At 72.8% G+C, this 24310-nt stretch carries 26 protein-coding genes and 1 tRNA gene; 18 read left to right on the top strand and 9 right to left on the bottom strand.

Annotation, left to right across the window (positions count from 1 at the left end; all coding sequences use genetic code 11):
• Positions 1-7: 7 nt before the first annotated feature.
• The 5 genes from DEJ43_RS23870 to DEJ43_RS23890 all read left to right on the top strand — a co-directional run bounded on the left by DEJ43_RS23870 (position 8) and on the right by DEJ43_RS23890 (position 5077).
• On the top strand, positions 8-931 hold the full coding sequence (locus DEJ43_RS23870; protein WP_015035953.1) for an ABC transporter permease: 924 nt from the start codon (positions 8-10) through the stop codon (positions 929-931).
• Positions 924-1910, top strand: coding sequence for an ABC transporter permease (locus DEJ43_RS23875; RefSeq protein ID WP_015035954.1), 987 nt, complete (start codon positions 924-926; stop codon positions 1908-1910). The genes DEJ43_RS23870 and DEJ43_RS23875 overlap by 8 nt, the downstream gene beginning before the upstream one ends.
• A gap of 6 nt (positions 1911-1916) precedes the next feature.
• On the top strand, positions 1917-2900 hold the full coding sequence (locus DEJ43_RS23880; RefSeq protein ID WP_015035955.1) for an ABC transporter ATP-binding protein: 984 nt from the start codon (positions 1917-1919) through the stop codon (positions 2898-2900).
• Positions 2893-3957 (top strand): ABC transporter ATP-binding protein, encoded by a 1065-nt coding sequence (locus DEJ43_RS23885; RefSeq protein WP_015035956.1) that lies wholly within the window; start codon positions 2893-2895, stop codon positions 3955-3957. The genes DEJ43_RS23880 and DEJ43_RS23885 overlap by 8 nt, the downstream gene beginning before the upstream one ends.
• 181 nt (positions 3958-4138) lie before the next feature.
• Positions 4139-5077 (top strand): hypothetical protein, encoded by a 939-nt coding sequence (locus DEJ43_RS23890; protein ID WP_015035957.1) that lies wholly within the window; start codon positions 4139-4141, stop codon positions 5075-5077.
• A 1-nt stretch (position 5078) separates the two neighbouring features.
• Here the strand turns inward: DEJ43_RS23890 and DEJ43_RS23895 are convergent, their stop codons facing one another.
• A complete protein-coding gene (locus DEJ43_RS23895) occupies positions 5079-7265 on the bottom strand; it encodes a S9 family peptidase (RefSeq protein WP_015035958.1) in 2187 nt (728 codons plus the stop codon).
• Between the two features lie 181 nt (positions 7266-7446).
• Here DEJ43_RS23895 and DEJ43_RS23900 point away from each other — a divergent pair, with 181 nt between their 5' ends.
• The 4 genes from DEJ43_RS23900 (at position 7447) to DEJ43_RS23920 (ending at position 11497) form a co-directional block, all read left to right on the top strand.
• Positions 7447-7641 (top strand): hypothetical protein, encoded by a 195-nt coding sequence (locus DEJ43_RS23900; RefSeq protein WP_015035959.1) that lies wholly within the window; start codon positions 7447-7449, stop codon positions 7639-7641.
• Positions 7642-7712: 71 nt separating this feature from the next.
• On the top strand, positions 7713-8603 hold the full coding sequence (gene mshB / locus DEJ43_RS23905) for an N-acetyl-1-D-myo-inositol-2-amino-2-deoxy-alpha-D-glucopyranoside deacetylase (protein WP_015035960.1): 891 nt from the start codon (positions 7713-7715) through the stop codon (positions 8601-8603).
• Entirely contained in the window at positions 8600-9061 is a 462-nt protein-coding gene (locus tag DEJ43_RS23910) for a DUF6113 family protein (RefSeq protein ID WP_015035961.1), read from the top strand. The genes mshB and DEJ43_RS23910 overlap by 4 nt, the downstream gene beginning before the upstream one ends.
• A 174-nt stretch (positions 9062-9235) precedes the next feature.
• A complete protein-coding gene (locus DEJ43_RS23920; RefSeq protein ID WP_041662839.1) occupies positions 9236-11497 on the top strand; it encodes a hypothetical protein in 2262 nt (753 codons plus the stop codon).
• A gap of 16 nt (positions 11498-11513) precedes the next feature.
• Here DEJ43_RS23920 and DEJ43_RS23925 read toward each other — a convergent pair whose 3' ends face one another.
• Both DEJ43_RS23925 and DEJ43_RS23930 read right to left on the bottom strand, forming a co-directional pair.
• Complete coding sequence (locus DEJ43_RS23925) at positions 11514-11738, bottom strand: hypothetical protein (RefSeq protein WP_015035963.1); 225 nt, start codon at positions 11736-11738, stop codon at positions 11514-11516.
• A 127-nt stretch (positions 11739-11865) separates the two neighbouring features.
• On the bottom strand, positions 11866-12285 hold the full coding sequence (locus tag DEJ43_RS23930) for a DUF4345 domain-containing protein (protein WP_015035964.1): 420 nt from the start codon (positions 12283-12285) through the stop codon (positions 11866-11868).
• Between the two features lie 90 nt (positions 12286-12375).
• Here DEJ43_RS23930 and DEJ43_RS23935 point away from each other — a divergent pair, with 90 nt between their 5' ends.
• Both DEJ43_RS23935 and DEJ43_RS23940 read left to right on the top strand, forming a co-directional pair.
• A complete protein-coding gene (locus tag DEJ43_RS23935) occupies positions 12376-12981 on the top strand; it encodes a TetR/AcrR family transcriptional regulator (RefSeq protein ID WP_015035965.1) in 606 nt (201 codons plus the stop codon).
• A gap of 59 nt (positions 12982-13040) precedes the next feature.
• Positions 13041-13115 (top strand) — tRNA-Ala (locus DEJ43_RS23940).
• Positions 13116-13156: 41 nt separating this feature from the next.
• Here DEJ43_RS23940 and DEJ43_RS23945 read toward each other — a convergent pair.
• Both DEJ43_RS23945 and DEJ43_RS23950 read right to left on the bottom strand, forming a co-directional pair.
• Positions 13157-14077: a transglutaminase family protein gene (locus DEJ43_RS23945; protein WP_202490802.1), complete on the bottom strand. Its 921-nt coding sequence runs from the start codon at positions 14075-14077 to the stop codon at positions 13157-13159.
• Entirely contained in the window at positions 14062-15063 is a 1002-nt protein-coding gene (locus DEJ43_RS23950) for a GNAT family N-acetyltransferase (RefSeq protein ID WP_015035967.1), read from the bottom strand. The genes DEJ43_RS23945 and DEJ43_RS23950 overlap by 16 nt, the downstream gene beginning before the upstream one ends.
• A gap of 112 nt (positions 15064-15175) precedes the next feature.
• Here DEJ43_RS23950 and fdxA point away from each other — a divergent pair, with 112 nt between their 5' ends.
• Both fdxA and DEJ43_RS23960 read left to right on the top strand, forming a co-directional pair.
• The gene (fdxA, locus tag DEJ43_RS23955; protein ID WP_015035968.1) at positions 15176-15496 is read left to right on the top strand and encodes a ferredoxin; all 321 of its coding nucleotides are present in this window, start codon (positions 15176-15178) and stop codon (positions 15494-15496) included.
• A gap of 108 nt (positions 15497-15604) precedes the next feature.
• Complete coding sequence (locus DEJ43_RS23960; protein ID WP_015035969.1) at positions 15605-16699, top strand: bifunctional succinyldiaminopimelate transaminase/glutamate-prephenate aminotransferase; 1095 nt, start codon at positions 15605-15607, stop codon at positions 16697-16699.
• Positions 16700-16773: 74 nt separating this feature from the next.
• Here the strand turns inward: DEJ43_RS23960 and DEJ43_RS23965 are convergent, their stop codons facing one another.
• Positions 16774-17235 (bottom strand): ATP-binding protein, encoded by a 462-nt coding sequence (locus DEJ43_RS23965; protein WP_015035970.1) that lies wholly within the window; start codon positions 17233-17235, stop codon positions 16774-16776.
• Between the two features lie 808 nt (positions 17236-18043).
• A complete protein-coding gene (locus DEJ43_RS23970; RefSeq protein WP_015035971.1) occupies positions 18044-19036 on the bottom strand; it encodes a VldE C-terminal domain-containing protein in 993 nt (330 codons plus the stop codon).
• 29 nt (positions 19037-19065) lie between these two features.
• On the opposite strand from DEJ43_RS23970, the gene dapE reads away from it, so the two are divergent.
• Positions 19066-20160, top strand: coding sequence for a succinyl-diaminopimelate desuccinylase (gene dapE, locus DEJ43_RS23975; protein WP_015035972.1), 1095 nt, complete (start codon positions 19066-19068; stop codon positions 20158-20160).
• A gap of 84 nt (positions 20161-20244) precedes the next feature.
• Entirely contained in the window at positions 20245-20994 is a 750-nt protein-coding gene (locus DEJ43_RS23980) for an LOG family protein (protein WP_015035973.1), read from the top strand.
• 105 nt (positions 20995-21099) lie between these two features.
• Here DEJ43_RS23980 and folP read toward each other — a convergent pair whose 3' ends face one another.
• On the bottom strand, positions 21100-21960 hold the full coding sequence (folP, locus tag DEJ43_RS23985) for a dihydropteroate synthase (protein WP_071891477.1): 861 nt from the start codon (positions 21958-21960) through the stop codon (positions 21100-21102).
• Between the two features lie 103 nt (positions 21961-22063).
• Here folP and DEJ43_RS23990 point away from each other — a divergent pair, with 103 nt between their 5' ends.
• Positions 22064-22396 carry a hypothetical protein gene (locus DEJ43_RS23990; RefSeq protein WP_015035975.1) on the top strand — a complete coding sequence of 111 codons (333 nt, stop codon included), beginning with the start codon at positions 22064-22066 and terminating at the stop codon, positions 22394-22396.
• Positions 22393-22983 carry a DNA-3-methyladenine glycosylase I gene (locus tag DEJ43_RS23995; RefSeq protein ID WP_015035976.1) on the top strand — a complete coding sequence of 197 codons (591 nt, stop codon included), beginning with the start codon at positions 22393-22395 and terminating at the stop codon, positions 22981-22983. Before DEJ43_RS23990 ends, DEJ43_RS23995 begins: the two co-directional genes overlap by 4 nt.
• A 25-nt stretch (positions 22984-23008) precedes the next feature.
• On the opposite strand, the gene chcB is transcribed toward DEJ43_RS23995, so the two are convergent.
• Positions 23009-23812: a 2-cyclohexenylcarbonyl CoA isomerase gene (chcB, locus tag DEJ43_RS24000; protein ID WP_015035977.1), complete on the bottom strand. Its 804-nt coding sequence runs from the start codon at positions 23810-23812 to the stop codon at positions 23009-23011.
• A gap of 312 nt (positions 23813-24124) precedes the next feature.
• Between chcB and DEJ43_RS24005 the strand changes: the two genes are divergently transcribed.
• Entirely contained in the window at positions 24125-24292 is a 168-nt protein-coding gene (locus tag DEJ43_RS24005) for a DUF3117 domain-containing protein (RefSeq protein WP_009997451.1), read from the top strand.
• Positions 24293-24310 lie beyond the last annotated feature (18 nt).

A 24310-nucleotide genomic window follows, 5' to 3' on the forward strand; every position in this document is an offset into this window, starting at 1 on the left:
GCCCCCCATGGGTCGTTATGTGATCCGGCGTCTGCTGCAGATGATCCCGGTCTTCATCGGCGCCACCCTGCTGATCTTCCTGATGGTGAACGTGATGGGCGACCCCATCGCCGGCCTCTGCGGCGACCGGGCCTGCGACCCGGCGACCGCCGCCCAGCTGGAGAAGGAGTTCGGCCTCGACAAGCCCGTGTGGCAGCAATACCTGATCTACATGGGCAACCTGTTCACCGGCGACTTCGGCACCGCCTTCAACGGCCAGCCCGTCACCGAACTGATGGCGAACGCCTTCCCGGTCACCATCCGGCTCACCATCGTCGCGATCCTCTTCGAGATCGTCATCGGCATCAGCCTCGGCGTCCTCACCGGCCTGCGACGCGGCCGCCCGATCGACACCACCGTCCTCGTGCTGACCCTGGTCGTCCTCTCCATCCCCACGTTCGTCACCGGCCTGCTGATTCAGCTGCTGCTCGGCGTCAAATGGGGCTGGATCAAACCGGCGGTCTCCACCGACGCCCCCTTCGACGAGCTCATCGTCCCCGGGCTCGTCCTCGCCTCGGTCTCCCTCGCGTACGTCACCCGGCTCACCCGCACCTCCATCGCCGAGAACAAGCGCGCCGACTACGTCCGCACCGCCGTCGCCAAGGGACTGCCGCGCCGCCGGGTCATCACCCGCCACCTGCTCCGGAACTCGCTCATCCCGGTGGTCACCTTCATCGGCGCCGACATCGGCGCGCTGATGGGCGGCGCCATCGCCACCGAGCGGATCTTCAACATCCACGGCGTCGGCTACCAGCTCTACCAGGGCATCGTCCGCCAGAACACCCAGACCGTCGTCGGCTTCGTGACCGTCCTCGTCCTGGTGTTCCTGCTGGCCAACCTCCTCGTCGACCTCCTGTACGCCGTCCTTGACCCGAGGATCCGCTATGCCTGAGCCCCTTGATCCGTTCGACGACGGGCGCCCCATCAGCCACACGGGCGCGGGCGGCGCCACGGACCTCGCCATGGAAGAGGGCGAGTCGCTGGAGAAGACCCCCGGCGGACCGCTCGGCACCGGCCCCGCCGGAAAGCCCCGCTCCCTGTGGTCCGACGCCTGGCACGACCTCCGCCGCAACCCGGTCTTCATCGTCTCCGGCCTGATCATCCTGTTCCTCGTGGTGATCGCGATCTGGCCCCAGCTCATCGCCAGCGGAGACCCGCTCCAGTGCGACCTGTCCAAGGCCCAGGAGGGCTCGCAGCCCGGCCACCCGTTCGGCTTCAACGGTCAGGGCTGCGACGTCTACACCCGGACCGTGTACGGCGCCAGGGCATCCGTCCAGGTCGGCGTGTTCGCCACCCTCGGCGTGACGATCATCGGCTCGATCTTCGGCGGCCTGGCCGGCTTCTACGGCGGCGCCTGGGACGGCATCCTCTCCCGGATCACCGACGTCTTCTTCGCGATCCCCGTCATCCTCGGCGGCCTGGTGCTGCTCTCCGTCGTCACCAGCTCCACCGTCTGGCCCGTCATCGGCTTCATGGTGCTGCTCGGCTGGCCGCAGATCTCCCGCATCGCCCGCGGCTCCGTCATCACCGCCAAACAGAACGACTACGTGCAGGCCGCCCGCGCGCTCGGCGCGTCCAACTCCCGGATGCTGCTCCGCCACATCGCGCCCAACGCCCTCGCGCCCGTCATCGTCGTCGCGACCATCGCCCTCGGCACGTACATCGCGCTCGAAGCGACGCTCTCCTTCCTCGGCGTCGGCCTCAAGCCCCCCACCGTCTCCTGGGGCATCGACATCTCCTCGGCCTCGCAGTACATCCGCAACGCCCCGCACATGCTGCTCTGGCCGGCGGGCGCGCTCGCCGTCACCGTGCTCGCGTTCATCATGCTCGGCGACGCGGTGCGCGACGCCCTCGACCCCAAGCTGAGGTAGGGACCCATGCTGCTCGAAGTGCGCGACCTGCACGTGGAGTTCCACACCCGGGACGGGGTCGCCAAGGCGGTCAACGGCGTCGACTACTCCGTCGACGCAGGGGAGACCCTCGCCGTGCTCGGCGAGTCCGGCTCCGGCAAGTCCGTCACCGCCCAGGCCGTCATGGGCATCCTCGACATCCCCCCGGGGAAGATCACCCAGGGCGAGATCCTCTTCCAGGGCCAGGACCTCCTGAAGCTCAAGGAGGAGGAGCGGCGCAAGATCCGCGGCGCCAAGATGGCGATGGTCTTCCAGGACGCGCTGTCCTCCCTCAACCCCGTCGTCAGCGTCGGCGACCAGCTCGGCGAGATGTTCCAGGTCCACCGGGGCATGTCACGCAAGGACGCCAAGACCAAGGCCGTCGAACTGATGGACCGGGTCCGCATCCCCGCCGCCAAGGAACGCGTCGGCCAGTACCCCCACCAGTTCTCCGGCGGCATGCGCCAGCGCATCATGATCGCGATGGCGCTCGCCCTCGAACCCGAGCTGATCATCGCCGACGAGCCCACCACCGCCCTCGACGTCACCGTCCAGGCCCAGGTCATGGACCTGCTCGCCGAGCTCCAGCGCGAACTCAACATGGGGCTCATCCTCATCACCCACGACCTCGGCGTCGTCGCCGACGTCGCCGACAAGATCGCCGTCATGTACGCGGGCCGGATCGTCGAACGCGCCCCCGTCCACGAGATCTACAAGGCCCCCGCCCACCCGTACACCAAGGGCCTCCTCGAATCGATCCCGCGCCTGGACCAGAAGGGCCAGGAGCTGTACGCGATCAAGGGCCTGCCGCCCAACCTGCTGAACATCCCGCCGGGCTGCGCCTTCAACCCGCGCTGCCCCATGGCCCAGGACGTCTGCCGCACCGACGTGCCCCCGCTGTACGAGGTCACCGACTCGCCCGTGCCGCGCTCCAGCGCCTGCCACTTCTGGAAGGAGTGCCTCCATGGCTGAGGCGATTCTCGAAGTCCGGGACCTCCACAAGCACTACCCGCTGACCCAGGGCATCCTCTTCAAGAAGCAGGTCGGCGCGGTGAAGGCCGTCGACGGCGTCGACTTCGACCTCGCCGCGGGCGAGACCCTCGGCATCGTCGGCGAGTCCGGCTGCGGCAAGTCGACCGTCGCGAAGATGCTGGTCAACCTGGAGCGGCCGACGTCCGGCTCGATCCGCTACAAGGGCGACGACATCACCACCCTGTCGCCGAAGGCCCTCAAGGCGGTCCGCCGCAACATCCAGATGGTCTTCCAGGACCCGTACACCTCGCTCAACCCGCGCATGACGGTCGGCGACATCATCGGCGAGCCGTACGAGATCCACCCCGAGGTCGCGCCCAAGGGCGACCGGCGCCGCAAGGTGCAGGACCTCCTCGACGTCGTCGGCCTCAACCCCGAGTACATCAACCGGTACCCGCACCAGTTCTCCGGCGGCCAGCGCCAGCGCATCGGCATCGCCCGCGGGCTCGCCCTCCAGCCCGAGATCATCGTCGCCGACGAACCGGTCTCCGCGCTCGACGTCTCCGTCCAGGCCCAGGTCGTCAACCTCCTGGACAAGCTCCAGACCGAGTTCTCCCTGTCGTACGTGTTCATCGCCCACGACCTGTCGATCGTCCGGCACATCTCCGACCGGGTCGGCGTCATGTACCTCGGCCGGATCGTCGAGATCGGCACCGACGCGGAGATCTACGACCACCCCACCCACCCGTACACCCAGGCGCTGCTCTCCGCCGTCCCCGTCCCCGACCCCGAGGCGCGCGCCCACCGGGAACGGATCATCCTCACCGGAGACGTCCCCTCCCCGGCCAACATCCCCACGGGCTGCCGCTTCCGCACCCGCTGCTGGAAGGCCCAGGAGCGCTGCGCCCTCGAAGTCCCCGCCCTGGCCGTCCCCGCGGTCTTCCGCCTCACCGACAGCCCGGCGAAGCACGACTCGGCCTGCCACTTCGCGGAGGAGAAGCAGGTGGTCCCGCCGGAGAACGGCGCGGACCCCTTCGGGAAGCCCGAAGCGCCTTAACGCGCAGGCAACTTGACGGAATCGGATCCGATATACGGACACGGCAGTCTGTACACCGTACGGCCGTGCGGGTGCCGTGATCCGGCCGGGGAGGCACACGCCACCCCGGCCGGTTGCCCCCGTCGCACAGGTTTCGCGGAACCGCTTGTTTCGGTTGGTGGCGACCGTGAGTATCGGGACCGTGACTGTGACACGACCGGCACGTCTCACGGGCGCCGCGCTCTGCGCCGTGCTCGCCCTCACCTCAGCCGTGTGGATCCTCAAGGATCTCGCCGCGATCGGCTCGCCCGCCGACCTCGCCTGGTTCTGGGCCGGGGACCACCACTTCCTGATCCGGGGCCGGTCCGCCACCTCCCTGACCGACGCCGTGCTCCTCGTCGTCGCCGTCGCCGCGGTCGTCGCCGCGATCCGCTCCCGGCACGCCGCCTCCGCGCTCGCCGCCACCGGCGCCGTCACCCTCGCCCTGCGGCTGCCCGGCCTGTGGGCGCCCGACAGCGGGGTCCTCGTCACCACGCTCCTCGGACTTGCCGTCGGCGCCGGGCTCGTCGTCACCGCCGCCGCGGGCCGCCGCCCCGCCACCGCCGGCTACGAGCCGGTGCCCACCCCGCCCCGCGCCGGCCCGGCCGTCGCCGCCGGGATCCTCCTCCTGGCCGCCGCGCTCGTCGGGGCCCTGTGGGAGCTGTACTGGGCCACCGAACTGCCCACCGAGATCACCGTCGACCGGCTGACCGGCGGCCGGTCCGTCATCAAGTCGGCCCTCGCGCCGCCGCCCGCCTGGCTGTCGCTCGTCCTCCTCGGCCTGTACGGCACCGCCGCCATCTCCGCCTTCGCACGGGCCCGCCACAGCAGGGCCTTCGGGCTGACCGCCGGAGTGTTCCTGACGGCCGGCGGACTCGCCGAGGTCGCCCGGACCACCCGCTACGAACTGGTCACCCACTTCGGCGAGATCTCCACCCTCGACCAGCTGAACGTCCTCACCGCCTTCTTCGGACTGCTCGGCGGCATCGCGGTGCTCGTCCTGCTGGCCGGACGCGGCGCCCCCGCCGCCGCGCCCGGCCGCTACCCGCCGGCGGGGATGCTGCCCCCGGCCCCGCCGTACCCGCCGCCGCCCGGCTGGTGACTCAGCCGGCGCCGCCGGACGGGGCGATCCCCAGGGACCGCTTCAGGAAGTCGACCTGGAGCAGCAGCAGGTTCTCCGCGACCTGCTCCTGCGGCGTCATGTGGGTGACCCCGGTCAGCGGCAGCACCTCGTGCGGGCGGCCCGCCGCGAGGAGCGCGGAGGAGAGCCGCAGGGCGTGCGCGACCACCACGTTGTCGTCCGCGAGACCGTGCACGATCATCATCGGCCGGGCGGGCACCTCGGGCGCCGCGAGCCCGTCGTCGGTGAGCAGCGACTGCGCCGCGTACACCTCCGGGTCCTCCTGCGGGGTGCCGAGGTACCGCTCCGTGTAGTGGGTGTCGTACAGCCGCCAGTCCGTCACCGGCGCCCCGACGACCGCCGCGTGGAAGACGTCGGGCCGCCGCAGCACCGCCCGCGCCGCCAGATAGCCGCCGTACGACCAGCCCCGGATCGCCACCCGCCCCAGGTCCAGCGGGAACCGGCCGGCCAGCCCCTGGAGCGCGTCCACCTGGTCGTCGAGGGTGGGCCCGAAGTCCCGGGCGATCGCCTTCTCCCAGGCGGGGGAGCGGCCCGGCGTGCCCCGCCCGTCCGCCACGACCACCGCGAAACCCTGGTCCGCGAACCACTGCGAGGTGAGGTGCGGATGGTGCGCGGCGAGCACCCGCGGCCCGTGCGGACCGCCGTACGGGTCCATCAGGACCGGCAGCGGCCCGTCCCCCTCCTCGTACCCGGAGGGCAGCAGCACCGCGCACGGCACGCGCCGCGCGCCCGCCTCGGTGAGCCGCACCCGGGCCTCGATCACCGGCCGCTGAGCGTACGAGGCCACCACCGCGACCTGTGCGCCGTCCCGCAGCACCCGCGCCACGCTCCCCGGCGCCTCCGGTCGCGCCGACACCAGGACGGTCACCGCGCCCGAGCGCACCGCCCCGTGCACCCCGACCCCGTCCGAGAGCCGCTCCGCGCCCCGGCCGTCCACCCGGTACACATGGATCTCACCCGTCTCCGGGAGCGCCGCCGCCGCGCCCGCCGACGCCGACACGAGGACGTCGTCCGCGCCGATGTCGAGCACGGCCCTGACGTGCAGCGAGGCATCGGTCAGCGCCTCGTCCCCCACGACCAGGACCCGCGCCCCGCTCTCGTCGCTCACGCGCACGAGCCGCCCCTCGGCGTCGGACGGCGCCCAGGCTGGAACCCCCGACAGCAGCTCCAGCCACACCGGGTCCTTCTCGGCCCGTACGGTCCTCGTCTCCCCGGACTCCGGGTCCACCGCGAGGAACAACTGCTCGCGCTGGTCCCGCGCCTGGACCAGGAGCAGCGGCGCCCCGGCCGCCGACCAGTGCACGCGCGCGAGGTACGGGAACCGCTCCCGGTCCCACCGCACCTCCACCCGGCCCCCGTCGAGGTCCACCACGAACAGCCGGACGTCCGCGTTGTCCGTACCCGCCGCCGGATACCCCACCGGCTGCGGCTCCCGGTCGGGATGCGCCGGGTCCGCGATCCACCAGCGCCGCACCCCGCGGTCGTCGGCACGGGCGACGAGCAGCCGGTCGGAGGCGGGGGACCACCAGAAACCACGGTCCCGGCCCATCTCCTCCGAGGCGATGAATTCGGCCAATCCGTAGGAGACATGCGGGTCCCCGTCGGCGGCCAGCTCCCGGTCACCCGAACCGTCCGCGCCCACCACCCGCAGCGCGCCCTCCGCCACGTACGCCACCAGGCGCCCGTCCGGCGAGGGCCGGGGGTCGATCACCGGACCCGGCACCGGCAGCTCCCGCGCCGTCCCGGCCCGCAGCTCCGCCGTGAACAGCCGCCCCGACAGGGCGAAGGCCGCAAGCTCCACGGCCCCGTCCACCGCGTAGGCCACCACGCCCGCCGAGCCCTCCCGGTTCCGCTCCCGGCGCGCCCGCTCCTGCGGCGACAACTCCTCCTCCGCCCCCGCGAGCAGTACGTCAGGGTCGGCCGCCACCCGTTCCACGGGAGCACCACCGTCCCCGGGGAGATCGAGGACCCAGAGCCGGTGCGTCCGGTCGGTGCCGGACGCCGACCGCAGGAACACCACGCGCTCCCCGTCGGGGGAGACGGAGAAGCCACGCGGGACCCCCAGGGTGAACCGCTGGGTCCGGGCGTGCTGGCGGGGGAAGGAGAGCCCGGCCGAGGGTGTGGCCGGCTGCTGCCGAGACAAGGTCATGCGGCTGAAACTAGCGCCGTGCGCCCCCCTCGTGCCTCCGTCCGCCGATCGATGCGGCCGCACGGATAGTTATGATCCGTAGCGCTAGGTGGGTATGCATCCGACGGGCCTGCCCCCTGGCACATGCTGATCGACCGAACCGCTCGAATATCCGACCGAAGAAGTGTGGAGGTGAACCGCCGTGGCACTCTCGATCTCCGTGGTGGTGCTGCTGGCGATCGTCGTCTTCCTTCTCATCCGGAAATCCGGGTTGAAGGCTGGACATGCGGCGGTCTGCGCCCTCCTGGGCTTCTATCTGGCGAGCTCCTCCATCGCCCCGTCGATCAGCACCCTCACGACGAACGTCGCGGGCATGATCGGCGGCCTCAAGTTCTGAGCGGCCCGGCCCGCGGGCTCTGAGCGGTACGGTCCGAGCGCTCCCGCGCACCGACCTCGTAGGGTGGGGACATGTCCGATCTCCCCGCCCGCCGTCTGCTGCTCGTGCACGCGCACCCGGACGACGAGTCGATCAACAACGGCGCCACCATGGCCAGGTACGCGGCCGAGGGCGCCCTCGTCACCCTCGTCACCTGCACGCTCGGTGAGGAGGGTGAGGTCATCCCGCCCGAGCTCGCCCATCTGGCCCCCGACCGCGAGGACCGCCTCGGCCCGCACCGGGTCGGAGAACTCGCCGCCGCCATGACCGAGCTGGGCGTCACCGACCACCGCTTCCTCGGCGGCCCCGGCCGCTTCCGCGACTCCGGAATGATGGGCGCCGAACAGAACAAGCGCGACAACGCCTTCTGGAACACCGACGTCGACACCGCCGCCCCGTACCTCGTCGAGGTCATCAGGGAGACCCGCCCGCAGGTCCTCGTCACCTACGACCCCGACGGCGGCTACGGACACCCGGACCACATCCAGGCCCATCGGGTCGCCACCCGCGCCGCCGAACTGGCCGCCGACCCCGCCTACCGCCCCGACCTCGGCCCCGCCCACACGATCGACAAGATCTACTGGAACCGGGTCCCGCGCCCGGTCGCCGAGGCCGGGTTCGCCCGGCTGCGCGCAGAAGGCTCCGCCTTCCCGGCCGTCGCCGCGATCGACGACGTCCCCGGCGTCGTCGACGAGGACCGGATCACCACCGAGATCGCCGCAGGACCCGAACTCGCCGCCCGCAAGAGCGCGGCGATGGCCGCCCACGCCACCCAAGTCGCCGTCGACGGTCCCTTCTTCGCCCTCTCCAACGACCTCGGCCAGCCGATCTTCACCACGGAGTACTACGAGTTGGTGAAGGGCACGCCGGGCGCACCCGCCGGCGTACGCGAGACGGACCTCTTCGCGGGGGTGACGGAATGAGCTCCGAGACCCCGGACAAGCCCGCCAAGCGGGCCAAGGCGACCAGGCCGAACGGAGCCCCCGCGCCGGCCGCGCGCGCCGCGTCCACCCCGCCCGGCGCGCCCACCCTCTCCCGTAACGCCCGATTCGCCTGGTACGCGGGCCTGCTCGTCCTCGGCCTCCTCGTCGGGACCGCCGGAGCCCTCGTCCAAGCCGCCTGGCTCCCCGCCGGTTTGATCCTCGCGCTCCTCGGCACCGCCGGCCTCTTCTACGGCGGAATGCGCGCCACCGGCAACCAGATCGGGGTCGCCGCCGGCGGAGGCGGCTGGCTCATCGCCGTCATCCTGCTCAGCTTCGGACGCCCCGAAGGTGACGGGGCGTTCGGCGGAGGCGTCGGTGAGCTGCTGTTCCTCTTCGGAGGCATGGCGATCGCTGTGATGTGCACCACGCTCGCCCGGCTGCCCCGGCCGACCCCGTGAACAGGACGACTTGACCCCGCCGCCCCCGGACTTCGGCCGGAATGACCGTCGTCCGTCACCCGGGGGTCGGGTATGGAACGGCGGCGGCCAGTATGGTGGTGCGCGCCGCCGAACCGCCCGGGTTACACGAGCCTCAGCAAGAGCGGGCGGTGGAGCCAACCGGGAGATCCTGCTTTGAGTCGTGAAACTGGTCGAGAGACTGACAGTTCGTCCTCCGGCGCCCAGGGGCGCGGTGGAGCCGCGTACCCCTCGGGTACACCGCCGTACGGATCCCGCCAGTATCCGTCGCTCCACCCCACGCAGGACGCGCCGGAGGAGACCGCCGCCGCGCCCGCGCCGCCGGAGGAGCCCAAGACCGAGACGACCCTGACGACCCGCATCCGGATCAACATCCCGGGTTCGCGTCCGATCCCGCCGGTCGTGGTCCGTACGACGGTCAACGAGACGCCCGCACCGGACACCGCCCCGGAGCCCGCCCCGGCCCCGGCGCCGGAGCCCGAGCCGGTGGCGGCCCCCGAGCCGCCGCAGGCCGAGGAGGCCCCCAAGGCGAAGGAGACGAGCGACTGGTTCGCGCCCCGCAAGGCGGCGCCCCAGAGCCCGGCACCCGCGCCCGCCCAGCCCGCGCCCCCCGCCCCGAAGCCCTCCCCGGGCCTCGCCGGACCGGACGCCCCCGGCACCGGCTTCGCGGGCTCCGCGACGTCCGGCGTCCCGACCGTCGGCAGCACCCCGTCGAGCCGCCCGGTCACCCCGGGCCGCCCCACCACCGGCAACCCGCTCTACGAGAGCGGCACCCCGTCGGGCGGCACGCCGATGTACGACGGGACCCCGTCGGGTGGCACCCCCATGTACACGGGTACGCCTCCGGGCGGCACGCCGATGTACGACGGGACCCCCTCGGGCGGCACCCCCCTGTACGACGGCACGCAGACCTCGAGCACCCCGATGTACGACGGCACTCCCGCCGCCGGCACGCCCCGGTACCGGGGCCCGGCGGGGGAGCCGACCGGCCCCACGACGGGCCCGGTCATGGGCACGGCGTCACTGAGCGGCCCGGGGGCACGCGCGGGCCAGGGACCGGGTCAGGGACCGGGCCAGGGTCCGGGTCGAGGCCCGGGCGCCGGTCCCGGATCGCCGTTCGCCGGCGGCACGCCCGGCGGCGTACCCGGTGGCTCCCCGGCCGGTGGTCCCGCCGGTGGCCCCGGCGGCGCTCCCCGCCTGTCCGACGACACCGCGATCCTGACGCCGCAGGCCCCCGCCCCGACGCGGGGCCGCAAGGGCGGCCCGGGCGGCCCGTCCGCCCCCAGTGGCGCCCACGCCGGACAGCCCGCCGACGGCAGCGGCCACATCTCCGGAGACACGCTCACCAGCGGCATCCCCGTGGTCCCGCCGAGCGCCGCCCGCCCCGGCCCCGCCGCCCCGCGCGGCGAGGAGCAGGCGGCCCCGGCCGCCGCCCCGCGCCCCGCACCGGCCCCGAACCGCGCGGCCCCGGCGAAGAAGGGCCGCTCCAAGCTGGTCCTCGTCGCCGCCGGAGTCTTCGGCCTCGTGGGCATCGCGTACGGCGCGGGCCTGCTCCTCAACCACTCCGACGTCCCGAAGGGGACCACGGTCCTCGGCGTGGACATCGGCGGCGGTACGAAGGAGGAGGGCGTCAACAAGCTGGAGGCGGCCCTCGGCAAGCGCGCCGGAACCCCGCTCCAGCTCGGCATCGGCGGCAAGAAGGTCCAGCTGGCGCCGGACAAGGCGGGCCTGGCCCTCGACAGCCAGGAGACCGTCCGCGCGGCCGCCGGCAGCGACTACAACCCGGTCTCCGTCATCGGCTCGCTGTTCGGCGGAGAGCGGGTCGCCAAGCCCGTCTTCCCGGTCGACGAGGAGAAGCTCGCCGTCGCCCTGGCCGACCTGGCCGGCACGTCCGCGTCGGCGACCGAGGGCACGATCCTGTTCGCCCCGAACAAGGTGACGCCCGTCGAGGGCAAGCCCGGCAAGGGCCTCGACGTCCAGCGCTCGATGATCTCGGTCCGGGACGCGTTCCGCGCCCAGGTCGAGACGGGCCAGTCCAAGCTGGTCGAGCTGCCGGTCACCACCCGCCGGCCGAGCGTCAGCAAGGCGGAACTCGACCGGGCGATGAAGGAGTTCGCGACACCCGCGATGTCCGACCGCATCACCATCAAGGCGGGCGGCAAGGAGATCCAGTTCGGCCCGGCGCGCTCGCTGCCGCAGATCATCTCCATGAAGGCCGTCGACGGCCGGCTGGTCGCCGTCTACGACACCAAGGCGATCGAGCGGCTCCTCGACGGCGCCTTCAAGGGCATCATGATCACGAAGAGCGACGGCAGCAAGCACGAGGTCTCCGCGGACGACGTGGCCGCGGTGATGGGCGAGGCGCTGCTCGGCAAGACCAAGGCCGAACGCACCAAGACGATCGACCTGAAGGGCTAGGGGACGCGCGGGGCGGTCACCAGTCGCCCCCGTACCGCTGCCGCTTGGCGCGCAGCCAGTCCTGGATCTCCCGCTTCTCGGCGGGCGAGGCCGGGCGGAGGTCCTCCGCCCGGACCGTCGCCACGAAGCGCGTGAACCGCACCCGCCGATGGGCGCCGTCCACGGCGAGGACCTTGCCCGGGCCGTAGACGTCGGTGCCAGTGTGCGCGACGAAGGCGCCGGGGCCGTGAGGGGTGTGCATCGCGAGCCTTTCGCTCTGTGTAGTGCTCAGGTCACACAGTGGCGTCCCTCGCGTCAGCCCCGAAACATCCCGGACGGCGCGGCGCTCGTGTTCGTACCCTCGCGCGGGCGGCGCGGTGCGTCGTCGGCTATCCGGCGGGCGGGGCCGCCGGCGACCGCACCCCGGTGACCGCCGCGCGTTCCTCCGCGTTCGCCAGCCAGAAGAAGACCGGGGGCAGGGCCAGTTCGATCACCGTGAGGGCGATCTGGAACCCGTGCGGCCGGCCGTGCGCCGCGAGCGACAGCAGTCGGCCCGCGCCGCCCAGCAGGAACACGCCGGCCAGCCACCGTACGGGCCCGGCCGGGATCGGGTGCTGTCGTGCGGCCCAGAGCCAGGCGAGTCCGTACCCCGCGAACGCGGCTCCCATGAACCGGCCCCAGCTGTCGACCGTCGCGCCCGCCGAACCCGCCCCGGGGAGCGCCGCGTTGCCCAGGGCCACGTGGAACAGGCCGATCGCCACGCAGGCCCAGCCCATCACCTGTGTGAGTACGCGCAGAACCTTCGCCATCGTCTCTCCCGAGCCGTCTCGGTGGAGCTTGGTTGACATGTGTCTACTACAGTGGCGGGCCAGTAGACGAGTGTCAACTAGACTGCGAGCGTGCCTCCCCGCCAGCGGCTCACCCCCGCCGACCGCCGCGCCCAGCTCCTCGCCGTCGGCGCACGGCTCTTCGCCGCGCACCCGTACGCCGACGTGTTGATGGAGGACGTCGCCGAAGCGGCAGGCGTGTCCCGGGCGCTGCTCTACCGCCACTTCCCGAGCAAGCACGCCCTGTTCGCCGCCGTGTACCGGCAAGCGGCCGACCAGCTCCTCGCCGACACCCGGTTCGAGACCGCCGACTCCCTGGTGGAGCAGCTCACCCAGGGCCTGGACGTCCACCTCGACTACTTCGTGGCCAACCGCAACGCCGTCCTCACCGCGAACCGCGTCCTGGCCGGCGACCCGCTGATCCAGACGATCATGACGAACGAGCTCGACGCGCTCCGCGCCCGGCTCCTGGCCGTGCTCCCCCTCGCGGACGAGAGCGCCCGCGAGGCCGTGTCCGCCGTCCTGAAGAGCTGGCTGGTCTTCGTCCAGGTCCTCTGCGTCGACTGGCTCACCCACGAGACCTGTACCCGCACCCAGCTGCGCGACGTCTGCATCGGGGCGGTCGTCGGCGCCCTCCGGCCGCTGCTCGCCGAGGATCCCGCCCCGGACTGGCCGTGACCCCGGCCGGAATCCCGGTGGCCGGCCCGGCCGGGCCCCGTCTAAGATCCTTTCCAAGGGCGGGGTCGTAGCACAGAGGTAATGCGCCGCGATGGCATCTCGGAGGACGCCGGTTCGAATCCGGTCGCCCCGCCCCCTCCACTCTTCACGCGCCCGGCCCGGCGGACGTCGAACGCTAGTTGAGCCGCGCCCGCGCCGCCTGCGCCCGGCGGCGGATCGCCGTCGCCGCATCCGGGTCCACCGCGTCCATCACCTCCGCGTACGCCTCCATCTCGGCCGCACCGGTGAGGAAGTCGCCGCGCTGGACGAGGAGTTCGGCCCGCTCGTACCGGAGTCTCGCCGGGTGGGAGGGGAGCAGCAGGGAGAGCTCCACCGCCCACAGGGCCACGTCGGAACGCTCCGGGCGGGGAGCCGCCCAGGCGCGGATGTTGTTGAGGACCCGGAGCACGATCGCGCCGGGCTCGGCGGGCCGGAGCATGGAGCGGTCGAGCGCCTCGCCCGTGGCACTGGTGACGAGGAGCTCGGCGTCCGTGCCCGTCATGGCGCGGCCGCCGGCGAAGGGATCGGCGAGGTCGAGATCGGCCGGGTCGCCGAAGCCGACGACGAAGTGCCCGGGCAGCCCGAGCCCGTACACGGGGGCGCCGGCCCGGCGGGCCACCTCCATCCACACGACGGAGAGCAGGATCGGCAGGCCCCGGCGGCGCCGGAGCACCTCGTGGAGGAGCGAGGACTCCAGGCGCTGGTAGTCGGCGGGCACGCCGACGAAGCCCTCCCGGTGGCCGAGGAGCCCGGCGAGCGCGGTGGTCCAGTCGCCGGTGATCCGGGTGGCGTACGGGACGAGCCCGGCGAGGCGGTCGAGTTCGATCTCGGCCTCGTTCAGGGTGTGCCGGGTGACGGTGGGGTCGGCCACCGCGCCGATCAGCAGGCAGAGCCGGGCGAGGTCGGGCCGCTCGGACCGCGCCTCCTCGGCGAACTCCCGCCGCCAGTCGGGCGGGGCGGCCGCCTCGAAGGCGCCCTCCGCCTCGAACGGGCCGTCGGCGGACCCCTCCGGCTCGTCCGGTGGTGGTGGTACGTCCTCCGTCACGCCTCCGCCCATCGGTAGTGGTGGTAGTGGTGATGCGGCGCGAAGCCCATCCCGTCGTACAGCGCCCGGGCGCCGTCGTTGTCCGCCTCCACCTGCAGCCAGGCCGCCGACGCGCCCTCGTCGAGGGCCGTCCGGGCGAGCGCCGTCATGACGGAGGTCGCCAGGCCCCGGCGCCGCTGGTCCGGGTCGACCTCGACGGCCATGAAGCCGGCCCAGCGTCCGTCGACCACGCACCGTCCGATCGCCGCCGGTACCTCACCCGTGCCCGCCACGGACGCGAACCACACACTCGGTCCTGACGTCAGGACCGACCGTACCGCCGGGCCCGGTTCGCCGAAGCGCTGGTACCGGCGCAGCCACGTCTCGTCGACGGTGCGGGAGAGCCGTACGGCGGAGACGTCGGCGTCCAGGTCGCCGATCGGCGCGAGCGCCGCGATCCGCACCTCGGCGGAGACCTCGCGCCGCCACCCGTGCCGGTCGAGCTCCGCGCAGAGCAGCTCCTGGGCGCCCTCGGCGCCGGTGGCGGTCTGCACGTACGCCGGGAGCTTCCGGTCCTCGTACCAGGCCCGTACGCGCCTCAGGGCGTCGGCGACCGGCAGTCCCGGATCGCCGAGCGGCAGCGCGGAGTTGGCCCGCCGGGTGAATCCGTCGGCCGCCCGCAGGGTCCACTCGCCGAGGGCCTCGCTCTCCACCGGCTGCCAGGCGCGCGCGGTGACCCGGGCCAGCTCGGGGAAGGTCGCGGCGGGGCCACGGCGGCGGGCCGGGGCGGCGGGGACGACCTTCCCGGCGACCAGGGTGGATTCCGCGATCCGGACGCTCTCGCCGCTCTTTCGTGTGATCAGCAGCACAGAGTTGTCCCATGATGTGAGAACTCCGACCGCGTCGGTGAACCCGCCGCCCGCTGCCGCCGACTCCGTCACGTACCGAACGGAGACACGTTTTCCCACGTCAGCACCGGTGATTCGGACCTCAAGACGCCCTCCGCCGATGATTTCCACAGCTTCTCCGCCCCTCCTGTTCGGATCGCCCCCAAGAACGGAGATACTAGGTGCGGGCATCGACGACGCCGCGCTCCCGCGCAGACCAGCCCTATCGAGGAGGAACGACAGCGTGACCTACGTCATCGCGCAGCCTTGTGTCGACGTGAAGGACAAGGCGTGCATCGAGGAGTGCCCCGTCGACTGCATCTACGAGGGCAAGCGGTCCTTGTACATCCACCCGGACGAATGCGTCGACTGCGGGGCCTGTGAGCCGGTCTGCCCGGTCGAGGCGATCTTCTACGAGGACGACACTCCGGAGGAGTGGAAGGACTACTACAAGGCGAACGTCGAGTTCTTCGACGAGCTCGGTTCGCCCGGTGGTGCCTCCAAGCTCGGCGAGATCGAGCGTGACCACCCCTTCATCGCCGCCCTGCCGCCGCAGAACGGCTGATCGACCGCACCAGGTCGGATCCGGTCCCGTACGGCGTCGCCCGCCGTGCGGGACCGAGGCGTTTCCCGACGCCTCTCCACCGCACGTACAGGAAGTGAGAGCCAACCCGTGAGCGCAGTCTCTTCGCGCCTGCCCGTCTTCCCCTGGGACAAGCTGGAGCCGTACAAGAAGACGGCCCTGGCCCACCCGGACGGGATCGTGGACCTCTCGGTCGGCACGCCCGTCGACCCGGTCCCCGCGCTGATCCGGCAGGCCCTGGTCGCGGCGGCGGACTCGCCGGGCTATCCCACGGTCTGGGGGACGAAGGAACTGCGGGACGCGCTCACCGGCTGGTGCGAGCGGCGCCTCGGCGCGGTGGGCTTCGCCCACGAGAACGTCCTGCCGGTGGTCGGCTCCAAGGAGCTGGTGGCCTGGCTGCCGACCCAGCTGGGGCTCGGCGCGGGCGACAAGGTGGCCTACCCGCGGCTCGCCTACCCGACGTACGAGGTCGGCGCGCGGCTCTGCGGCGCCGAGCCGGTCGTCTACGACGACCCGACGGAGCTCGACCCCAGCGGTCTGAAGCTGCTCTGGCTCAACTCCCCGTCCAACCCGACCGGCAAGGTCCTCGCCAAGGACGAGCTGACCCGGATCGTGGCCTGGGCCCGCGAGCACGGCGTCCTCGTCTTCTCCGACGAGTGCTACCTGGAGCTGGGCTGGGAGGCCGACCCGGTCTCCGTGCTCCACCCGGACGTCTGCGGCGGTACGTACGAGGGCATCGTCGCCGTCCACTCGCTGTCCAAGCGCTCCAACCTGGCCGGCTACCGGGCCGCGTTCATCGCGGGCGACGCGGCCGTCCTCGGCGAGCTGCTCCAGATCCGCAAGCACGGCGGCATGATGACCGCGGCGCCCGTCCAGGCGGCGACGGTCGCGGCCCTCGGTGACGACGCGCACGTGGCCGAGCAGCGGGCGCGGTACGCGGCCCGCCGGGCGGCGCTGCGGGCGGCCCTGGAGGCGCACGGCTTCCGGATCGAGCACAGCGAGGCGAGCCTGTACCTGTGGGCGACCCGGGACGAGCCGTGCTGGGACACCGTGGCGTACCTGGCGGAACTGGGCATCCTGGTCGCGCCGGGCGACTTCTACGGCGAGGCGGGCGCGACGTTCGTACGGGTGGCCTTCACGGCGACGGACGAGCGCGTCGAGGCGGCGGTCAAGCGGCTCGGCTGACCTGCCACGGCATACGGAAGGGCCCGGGGAGCATCCGCTCCCCGGGCCCTTCCGCGTGACCGTTCCCGGTCGGGTCAGCCGCCCAGGGGCAGGCCGCCGAGGGTCTGGCCGGTGGGCAGGTTGCCCACGCCGCCGCCCAGGGCGCCGCCGGTCGGGCCCTCGGTGCTCTCCGCGGCGGCGCCGGCCGTCTTGCCGACGACCTCGCCCGCGCTGCCGGCGGTGTCACCGGCGACCTTCTGGACGGCCGGGGTGGCGGTCCGGCCGGCCGCGCCGACGCTCTTCCCGGCGGCGGGGACGGCCGTGCCGACGGCCTGGCTGCCGGTGGCGCCGACGACGCCGGTGGCGGTCTGCGAGGCGCTGTCGACGGCGGTGCCCGCGCCGGCGGCGTCCAGGGCCGTGAGGCCGCCGAGGGAGCCGGTCGGCGCGATGTTGTGGTCCAGGGCGCTCGCGGAGCCGGCCGCACCGACCACGGGGGCTGCTCCGGCCGCGATGAGGAGGGCGGCGCGGGCGATCCGACGGGTCAGGGGGAGGGACATGGTGCTCCTTCGACGAGGTGCGAGGTGTGGTTCGGACGCAGTGACAACCGGCCCCGGGGCGGGGGAGGTTGCGGCGGTCGAAGGTAAAGAGTTGGCAATGCGTCGTATTGTCGGGTGGGGAGGAAAACGGACGAACACGTCATTGCGCGGACGCCTGCTGAACCGTCACTTCCCTTGCGGCGCAAGGGGATGGACGGGGTGGGGCGCGAGGGTGGAACGGCGGCGCGGAAGGGTCGTGAATTTCCTCGGCCGCGGACGGGTGCCGTGCCACGGGCGAGTGAATCGCCGTACGGGTGATCGGCCACGGATCGGCCGTGAACGGCCGTGAACCAGTCGCGAACCGGCCGGGATCCGACCGCGAACCGGCCGCGAACCGGCCGCGAGCCGACCGGGATCCGACCGCGAATCCGCCGCGATCGGTTGCGATCCGACCGCGAGCCGACCGGGATCCGACCGCGAGCCGACCGCGAATCCGCCGCGATCGGTTGCGATCCGACTACGCATCCGCCGCGCGTCGGAGGGGAAGCGACGTGGAGGCGACGGCGAACCGGCCGCCGACCGGTCGTGGCCCGTCGCCGACGGTCGCGCGTCGGCTTCGCGCGACAGCCGCGCGAAGGACCCCCGCGGCTACGGCGTCAGCAGCGGCGTGGAAGGACCCCTGCGGCTGCGGCGTCAGCAGCGGCGTGGAAGGACCCCTGCGGCTGCGGCGTCAGCAGCGGCGCGGAAGGACCCCTGCGGCTACTGCGCCAGCAGCGGCGCGGAAGAACTCCCGCGGCTACGGTGCCAGCCGCTGCGCGAACTCCCGCGGCTACTGGGCCAGCCGCATGCGGACCGTTTCGCCGCCCGTGGCGGGGGCGTCCCCGGCCTCGGACGCGGACGCGGGCTCGGCGGACGTCTTCGCGCGCGAGACCTTCGACCAGCCCCCGGCCGCCTGGCCCGCGCGCCAGACCCGGTCCCCGTACGCGACCTCCGTGATGCGCAGCGTCTCCGCCCGCGCCACCGCCCACTGCGCCAGCTCCCAGCCGCGCCGCTCGTCCGCCCCCGGGCCCCCGGCCCGCTCCGCACCGGTCACGGCCCGCACCGGCACCACCAGCACCGGCGGCTCGGCCGCCGACCGGCCCGCGCTGGGGCCGCCCGTCACCGCCTGGGGCGCCGCCTTCTCGCCGAAGGCGCGCACCAGCTCGGCGCGCACCTTCTCGGGGTCGCCCGGCAGGCCGTCCGCCTCGCCCGTCGTACAGGACAGGGCGGCGGGGGAGCGGCCCGTGAGCGCCGCCGCGAGCAGCGTGGCGTCCGGCTCGTGCTTCGCGTACGCCTGCGGGAAACCGCTCTTCTGCACCTTCTGCGCCGCCACCGTCAGCGGCAGCCGCGAGTACCCGGGGACCTTCTCCAGACCGTCGTAGAACTTCCCCGCCGAGTACACCGGGTCCATGATCTGCTCCGGCGTGCCCCAGCCCATCGAGGGCCGCTGCTGGAAGAGGCCGAGCGAGTCGCGGTCGCCGTGCTCGATGTTCCGGAGCGCCGACTCCTGGAGCGCCGTCGCGAGCGCGATCGTCACCGCGCGCTCCGGCATGCCCCGGGTGGTGCCCACGGCGGAGATCATCGCGGCGTTCGACGCCTGCTCCGGGGTGAACTCGTAGCGGTTGTCGCCCGTGCCCACGCTGCACCGCGGGGTGCCCTTGCTCCCCGTGATCTGGTGGACGGCCACGTACGAGGCGAGGCCGAGGAGCACGGCGAAGGCGGCCGCGGAACGGGCGAGGCGGCCGCGACGGCGGGGGCGGATGGGCTCGGACACGGGGCCCACCGTACTGGAGGCCGCGTTAGGGTCGGCACATGGCTGACATCACCCCGCCCGACGCGCCCCTCGACCTGTCCCAGGACGGGGCCGCGCTCACCGCCGCCCTCGTCGACTTCCCGTCCGTCAGCGGGACCGAGCAGCCGCTCGCGGACGCCATCGAGCAGGCGCTGCGCGCACTGCCGCACCTCACCGTCGACCGCTACGGGAACAACGTCGTCGCCCGCACCCGGCTCGGCCGCGGCGAGCGGGTCGTCCTGGCGGGGCACATCGACACCGTGCCGATCGCCGACAACGTGCCCTCGCGGCTCGACGAGGACGGCATCCTGTGGGGCTGCGGCACCTCCGACATGAAGTCCGGGGTCGCCGTCCAGCTGCGGATCGCCGCCACCGTCCCCGAGCCCAACCGCGACCTCACCTTCGTCTTCTACGACAACGAGGAGGTCGCCGCCGACCTCAACGGCCTCGGGAAGATCGCCGCCGCGCACCCCGACTGGCTGGAGGGCGACTTCGCCGTCCTCCTGGAGCCCTCGGACGCCCAGGTCGAGGGCGGCTGCCAGGGCACGCTCCGGGTGATCCTGCACACCGCGGGGGAGCGGGCCCACTCCGCGCGCTCCTGGATGGGCTCCAACGCCATCCACACGGCCGCCCCGATCCTCGCCCGCCTCGCCTCGTACGAGCCGCGCAAGCCGGTCATCGACGGCCTGGAGTACCACGAGGGCCTGAACGCCGTCGCGATCCAGGGCGGCGTCGCCACCAACGTCATCCCCGACGCGTGCACGGTCACGGTCAACTACCGGTACGCCCCCGACCGCTCCCCGGCCGAGGCCCTGGAGCACGTCCGCGAGGTCTTCGCGGACTGCGACATCGCCGAGTTCGTCGTCGACGACGAGAGCCCCGGCGCGCTGCCCGGCCTCTCCCACCCGGCGGCCGAGGCCTTCATGAAGGCCGTCGGGGGCAGCGCCCAGCCCAAGTTCGGCTGGACCGACGTGTCCCGCTTCAGCGCCCTCGGCGTCCCGGCCGTCAACTACGGTCCCGGCGACCCCATCTACGCGCACAAGCGGGACGAGCACGTGCCCGTGGACCGCATCCACCACTGCGAGGCACGCCTCCGCGACTGGCTGACCGCCTGACTCCCGTAATTTCGCATTTCGTCACCTCTGTGGTCCTACGCTGACCGGACCAGAAGATCGTTGGATCGACGGAGGGAGCAGGCCATGGGTATCCCTGAAGGGGAGACGAAGCCCGAGGAACAGCGACTCGGACCGGTGCTCAGGCGGCGGGACCAGGTCCAGCCGGGCACGACGGACCAGCGGCTGCTCGACACCGAGGGCGACTCGGAATGGGTGCACACCGACCCCTGGCGGGTCATGCGCATCCAGTCCGAGTTCGTCGAGGGCTTCGGCGCCCTCGCCGAACTGCCGAGCGCGATCAGCGTCTTCGGCTCGGCCCGCACGAAGCCGGACTCGCCGGAGTACGAGGCGGGCGTACGGATCGGCCGGGCGCTCGTCGAGGCGGGCTTCGCGGTCATCACGGGCGGCGGCCCCGGCGCCATGGAGGCGGCCAACAAGGGGGCCCGCGAGGCCAAGGGCGTGTCGGTGGGCCTCGGCATCGAGCTCCCCTTCGAGCAGGGGCTCAACCCGCACGTCGACATCGGTGTGAACTTCCGCTACTTCTTCGTCCGCAAGACGATGTTCGTGAAGTACGCCCAGGGCTTCGTCGTCCTGCCCGGCGGACTCGGCACCCTCGACGAGCTCTTCGAGGCGCTGACCCTGGTCCAGACCCGCAAGGTCACCCGCTTCCCGATCGTCCTGTTCGGCACGCAGTACTGGAAGGGCCTGGTCGACTGGCTCCGCGACTCGGTCGTCGCGGGCGGCAAGGCCTCGGAGCGCGACCTGCTGCTCTTCCACGTCACGGACGACGTGGACGAGGCGGTGGCGCTCGTCACGAAGGAGACGGGCAAGTAGCGGTCCACGGGGCGGGGGCGACGGTCTGTGCTCCGTCGCCCCCGCCCCGTACGTCCGCTCTCGCTCCTGCTCCTGCTTCCGCCCCGTACGCCCGCTCCCGCGCCGCTACGCCAGCCCGCGTCGCGCGACGGCCGGCGCCCGGTGGCCCGCGATGGACGCGACCATGTCCAGCACCTGCCGCGTCTCGGCGACCTCGTGCACCCGGTACACCTGGGCGCCCAGCCACGCCGACACGGCGGTCGTCGCCAGGGTCCCGAGGACCCGCTCCTTCACCGGCCGGTCCAGCGTCTCGCCGACGAAGTCCTTGTTCGACAGGGACACCAGCACCGGCCAGCCCGTCTCCGTCATCTCCCCGAGCCGCCGCGTCGCCTCGAGGCTGTGCCGGGTGTTCTTCCCGAAGTCGTGACCCGGGTCGATCATGATCGCGTCCCGCCGCACCCCGAGCGAGGCCGCGCGCTCCGCGAGTCCGACGGTGACCCGCAGGATGTCGGCCATGACGTCCTCGTACTCGACCCGGTGCGGCCGCGTCCGAGGCTCCGCGCCGCCCGCGTGGGTGCACACCAGGCCCGCACCGTACTTCGCGGCGACCTCGGCGAGCCCCGGGTCGACCCCGCCCCACGCGTCGTTCAGGACGTCCGCGCCGGCCTCGCAGACCGCCTCGCCGACGTCCGCGCGCCAGGTGTCCACGCTGATGACCACGTCGGGGTGGCGCCTGCGGACCTCCGCGACGAAGCCGACCGTGCGGCGCGCCTCCTCCTCGGCCGTGACCTCCTCGCCGGGGCCCGCCTTGACCCCGCCGATGTCGATGATCGCGGCGCCCTCGGCGACCGCCTGCTCGACGCGGGCGAGCGCGGGCTCGTCCCGGAAGGTCGCGCCCTGGTCGTAGAAGGAGTCCGGGGTCCGGTTCACGATCGCCATGATCACCGGCTCGTGCGGCCCGAATTCACGCCGTCCCAAGCGCAGCATCCCTTTTGTCCTCCCTCGTGTCCGTTCGCCTGCGACCCTAGCTGTCGGTGGCACGTGGCACGATCGGCACGGGACGTTTTCCACTCCGGGGAGAGGCACGCAGGTGTTCTGGTTTCTGCTCATCACGATGGTCGTGGTCGTGGCCGCGGTGACCCTGGCGGTGGTCGGCGGCGGCGACAGCGAGGTGTTGCCCGACGTGGCGCCCGAGCAGCTCGTCGACCCGCTTCCCCAGGCCCGTCCGGTCGACCGCGCCGACGTCGAGGCACTGCGCCTCCCGGTGGCGGTCCGCGGCTACCGGATGGCGGACGTGGACGACGTCCTGGTCCGGCTGGGGGCGGAGCTGGCCGAGCGGGACGCGCGGATCGCCGAGCTGGAGGAGGAGCTCGCGGGAGCGGCCGCCGCCGGTGACGGCGGGGCAGAGGACGGCCGGGCGTGACGGCCGGCGGGGCGGTCCCGGGACCTGACGGGCGGCTGCGCTGCCCCTGGGGCCTGTCGACCGCGGACTACGTGACGTACCACGACGAGGAGTGGGGCCGCCCGGTCCACGGCGACGACGCGCTCTTCGAGCGGCTCTGCCTGGAGGCCTTCCAGTCGGGCCTGTCGTGGATCACGATCCTGCGCCGCCGGGAGGGCTTCAGGACCGCGTTCGACGGCTTCCGGATCGCCTCGGTCGCCGAGTTCGGCGACGCGGAGCGGGAGCGGCTCCTCGCGGACGAGGGCATCATCCGCAACCGCGCCAAGATCGACGCCACCCTGGCCAACGCGAAACTGCTCGCCGGCTGGGCGGAGGGCGAACTCGACGAGCTGATCTGGTCGTACGCCCCCGACCCGGAGACCCGCCCGGCGCCGCGCACGGTCGCGGACGTCCCGGCCGTCACGGACGAGTCCACGGCCCTGTCGAAGGCCCTCAAGAAGCGCGGCCTGCGCTTCATCGGCCCCACCACGGCCTACGCCCTGATGCAGGCCTGCGGCCTGGTCGACGACCACGTACGGGACTGCGTGTCCCGGGGCGGCGGAAAGTAGCCCCGGGCCACGCACCCGCCGGGCCTCACCTGCCCAGGTACTTCGGCTTCTCCTTGGCGATGAAGGCGCGGACCGCGATCGTGTGGTCCTCGGACGCGCCCGCCAGACCCTGGAGTTCCTCCTCCTTCTCCAGGGCCTCGGCGAGGGAGTGGTCGGTGCCGTAGGCGAGGGACTCCTTCAGGGCCGCGTACGCGACCGTCGGGCCCTGTGCGAGGGTGCGGGCCACCTTCTCGGCCTCGGCCGCGAGGTCGGCGGAGGGGACCAGGCGGTTCGCGATGCCGAGCTCGTACGCCTCCTGGGCGGTGATCGAGCGCGGGAAGAGCAGCAGGTCGGAGGCCCTGCTCTGGCCGATCAGGCGGGGCAGCGTCCAGGACACGCCCGAGTCGGCGGTGAGCGCGACGCCCGCGAAGGAGGTGTTGAACGAGGCCGTGTCCGCGACCACCCGGTAGTCCGCCGCCAGCGCGAAGCCGAAGCCGGCCCCCGCCGCGACGCCGTTCACGCCCGCCACGACGGGCTTCTTCATGCCCGCGAGCGCCTTCGTGATCGGGTTGTAGTGGTCCCGGACCGTGTTCATGGTCTCGCGGGTTCCGTTGTCCTGGTCCGCCATCAGCAGACCCACGTGTTCCTTCAGGTCCTGGCCCACGCAGAACGCCCGATCGCCGGCCGCGGTGAGCAGCACCGCCCGTACGGCGGGGTCCGCGGCGGCCGTTTCCGCCGCGTCCCGGAGCGCGACCTTGGCCGCCACGTTCATGGCGTTCATGGCCTCGGGGCGGTTGAGCGTGATGGTGGCGAGCCCGTCGCTCACCTCGTACAGCACCGTGTCGGCCATCGGGTTCCCTTCGCCTCTTCGCGTGGTTGACCTGCACAGCATGGCGGAGATCACCCGCCCCGCCCATGTGAGCTGCGTCAAAGATTTGTAGGGTTCGGCCGGACGCCGGGCGGCGAAGTATCGCAGGCCGATCCCCGAAATGTGGGGTTTTGAGAGAGCGCGTTGCGGAAGCGATGCCAATCGATGTTGGTCATCGGGTCCTGCCATGCGGGATAATGACCTGGAAGCAATGTGTTCGAAGCCGGCGACGCGTGCTCCACACCATGGAGCTGCCCGGCTGACAATGAGCTGGTTTCAGGAAGGGGAACAAGCATGGCGGCCATGAAGCCGCGGACGGGTGACGGCCCGCTCGAGGTGACCAAGGAGGGGCGGGGCATCGTCATGCGCGTTCCGCTCGAAGGCGGCGGTCGGCTTGTCGTCGAGCTGACCCCCGACGAGGCCGAGGCTCTGGGCGACGCCCTGAAGAAGGTCGTCGGCTGACCTTCCCCTCGCATCCTG

The sequence above is a fragment of the Streptomyces venezuelae ATCC 10712 genome (assembly GCF_008639165.1).
GTDB lineage: Bacteria > Actinomycetota > Actinomycetes > Streptomycetales > Streptomycetaceae > Streptomyces > Streptomyces venezuelae.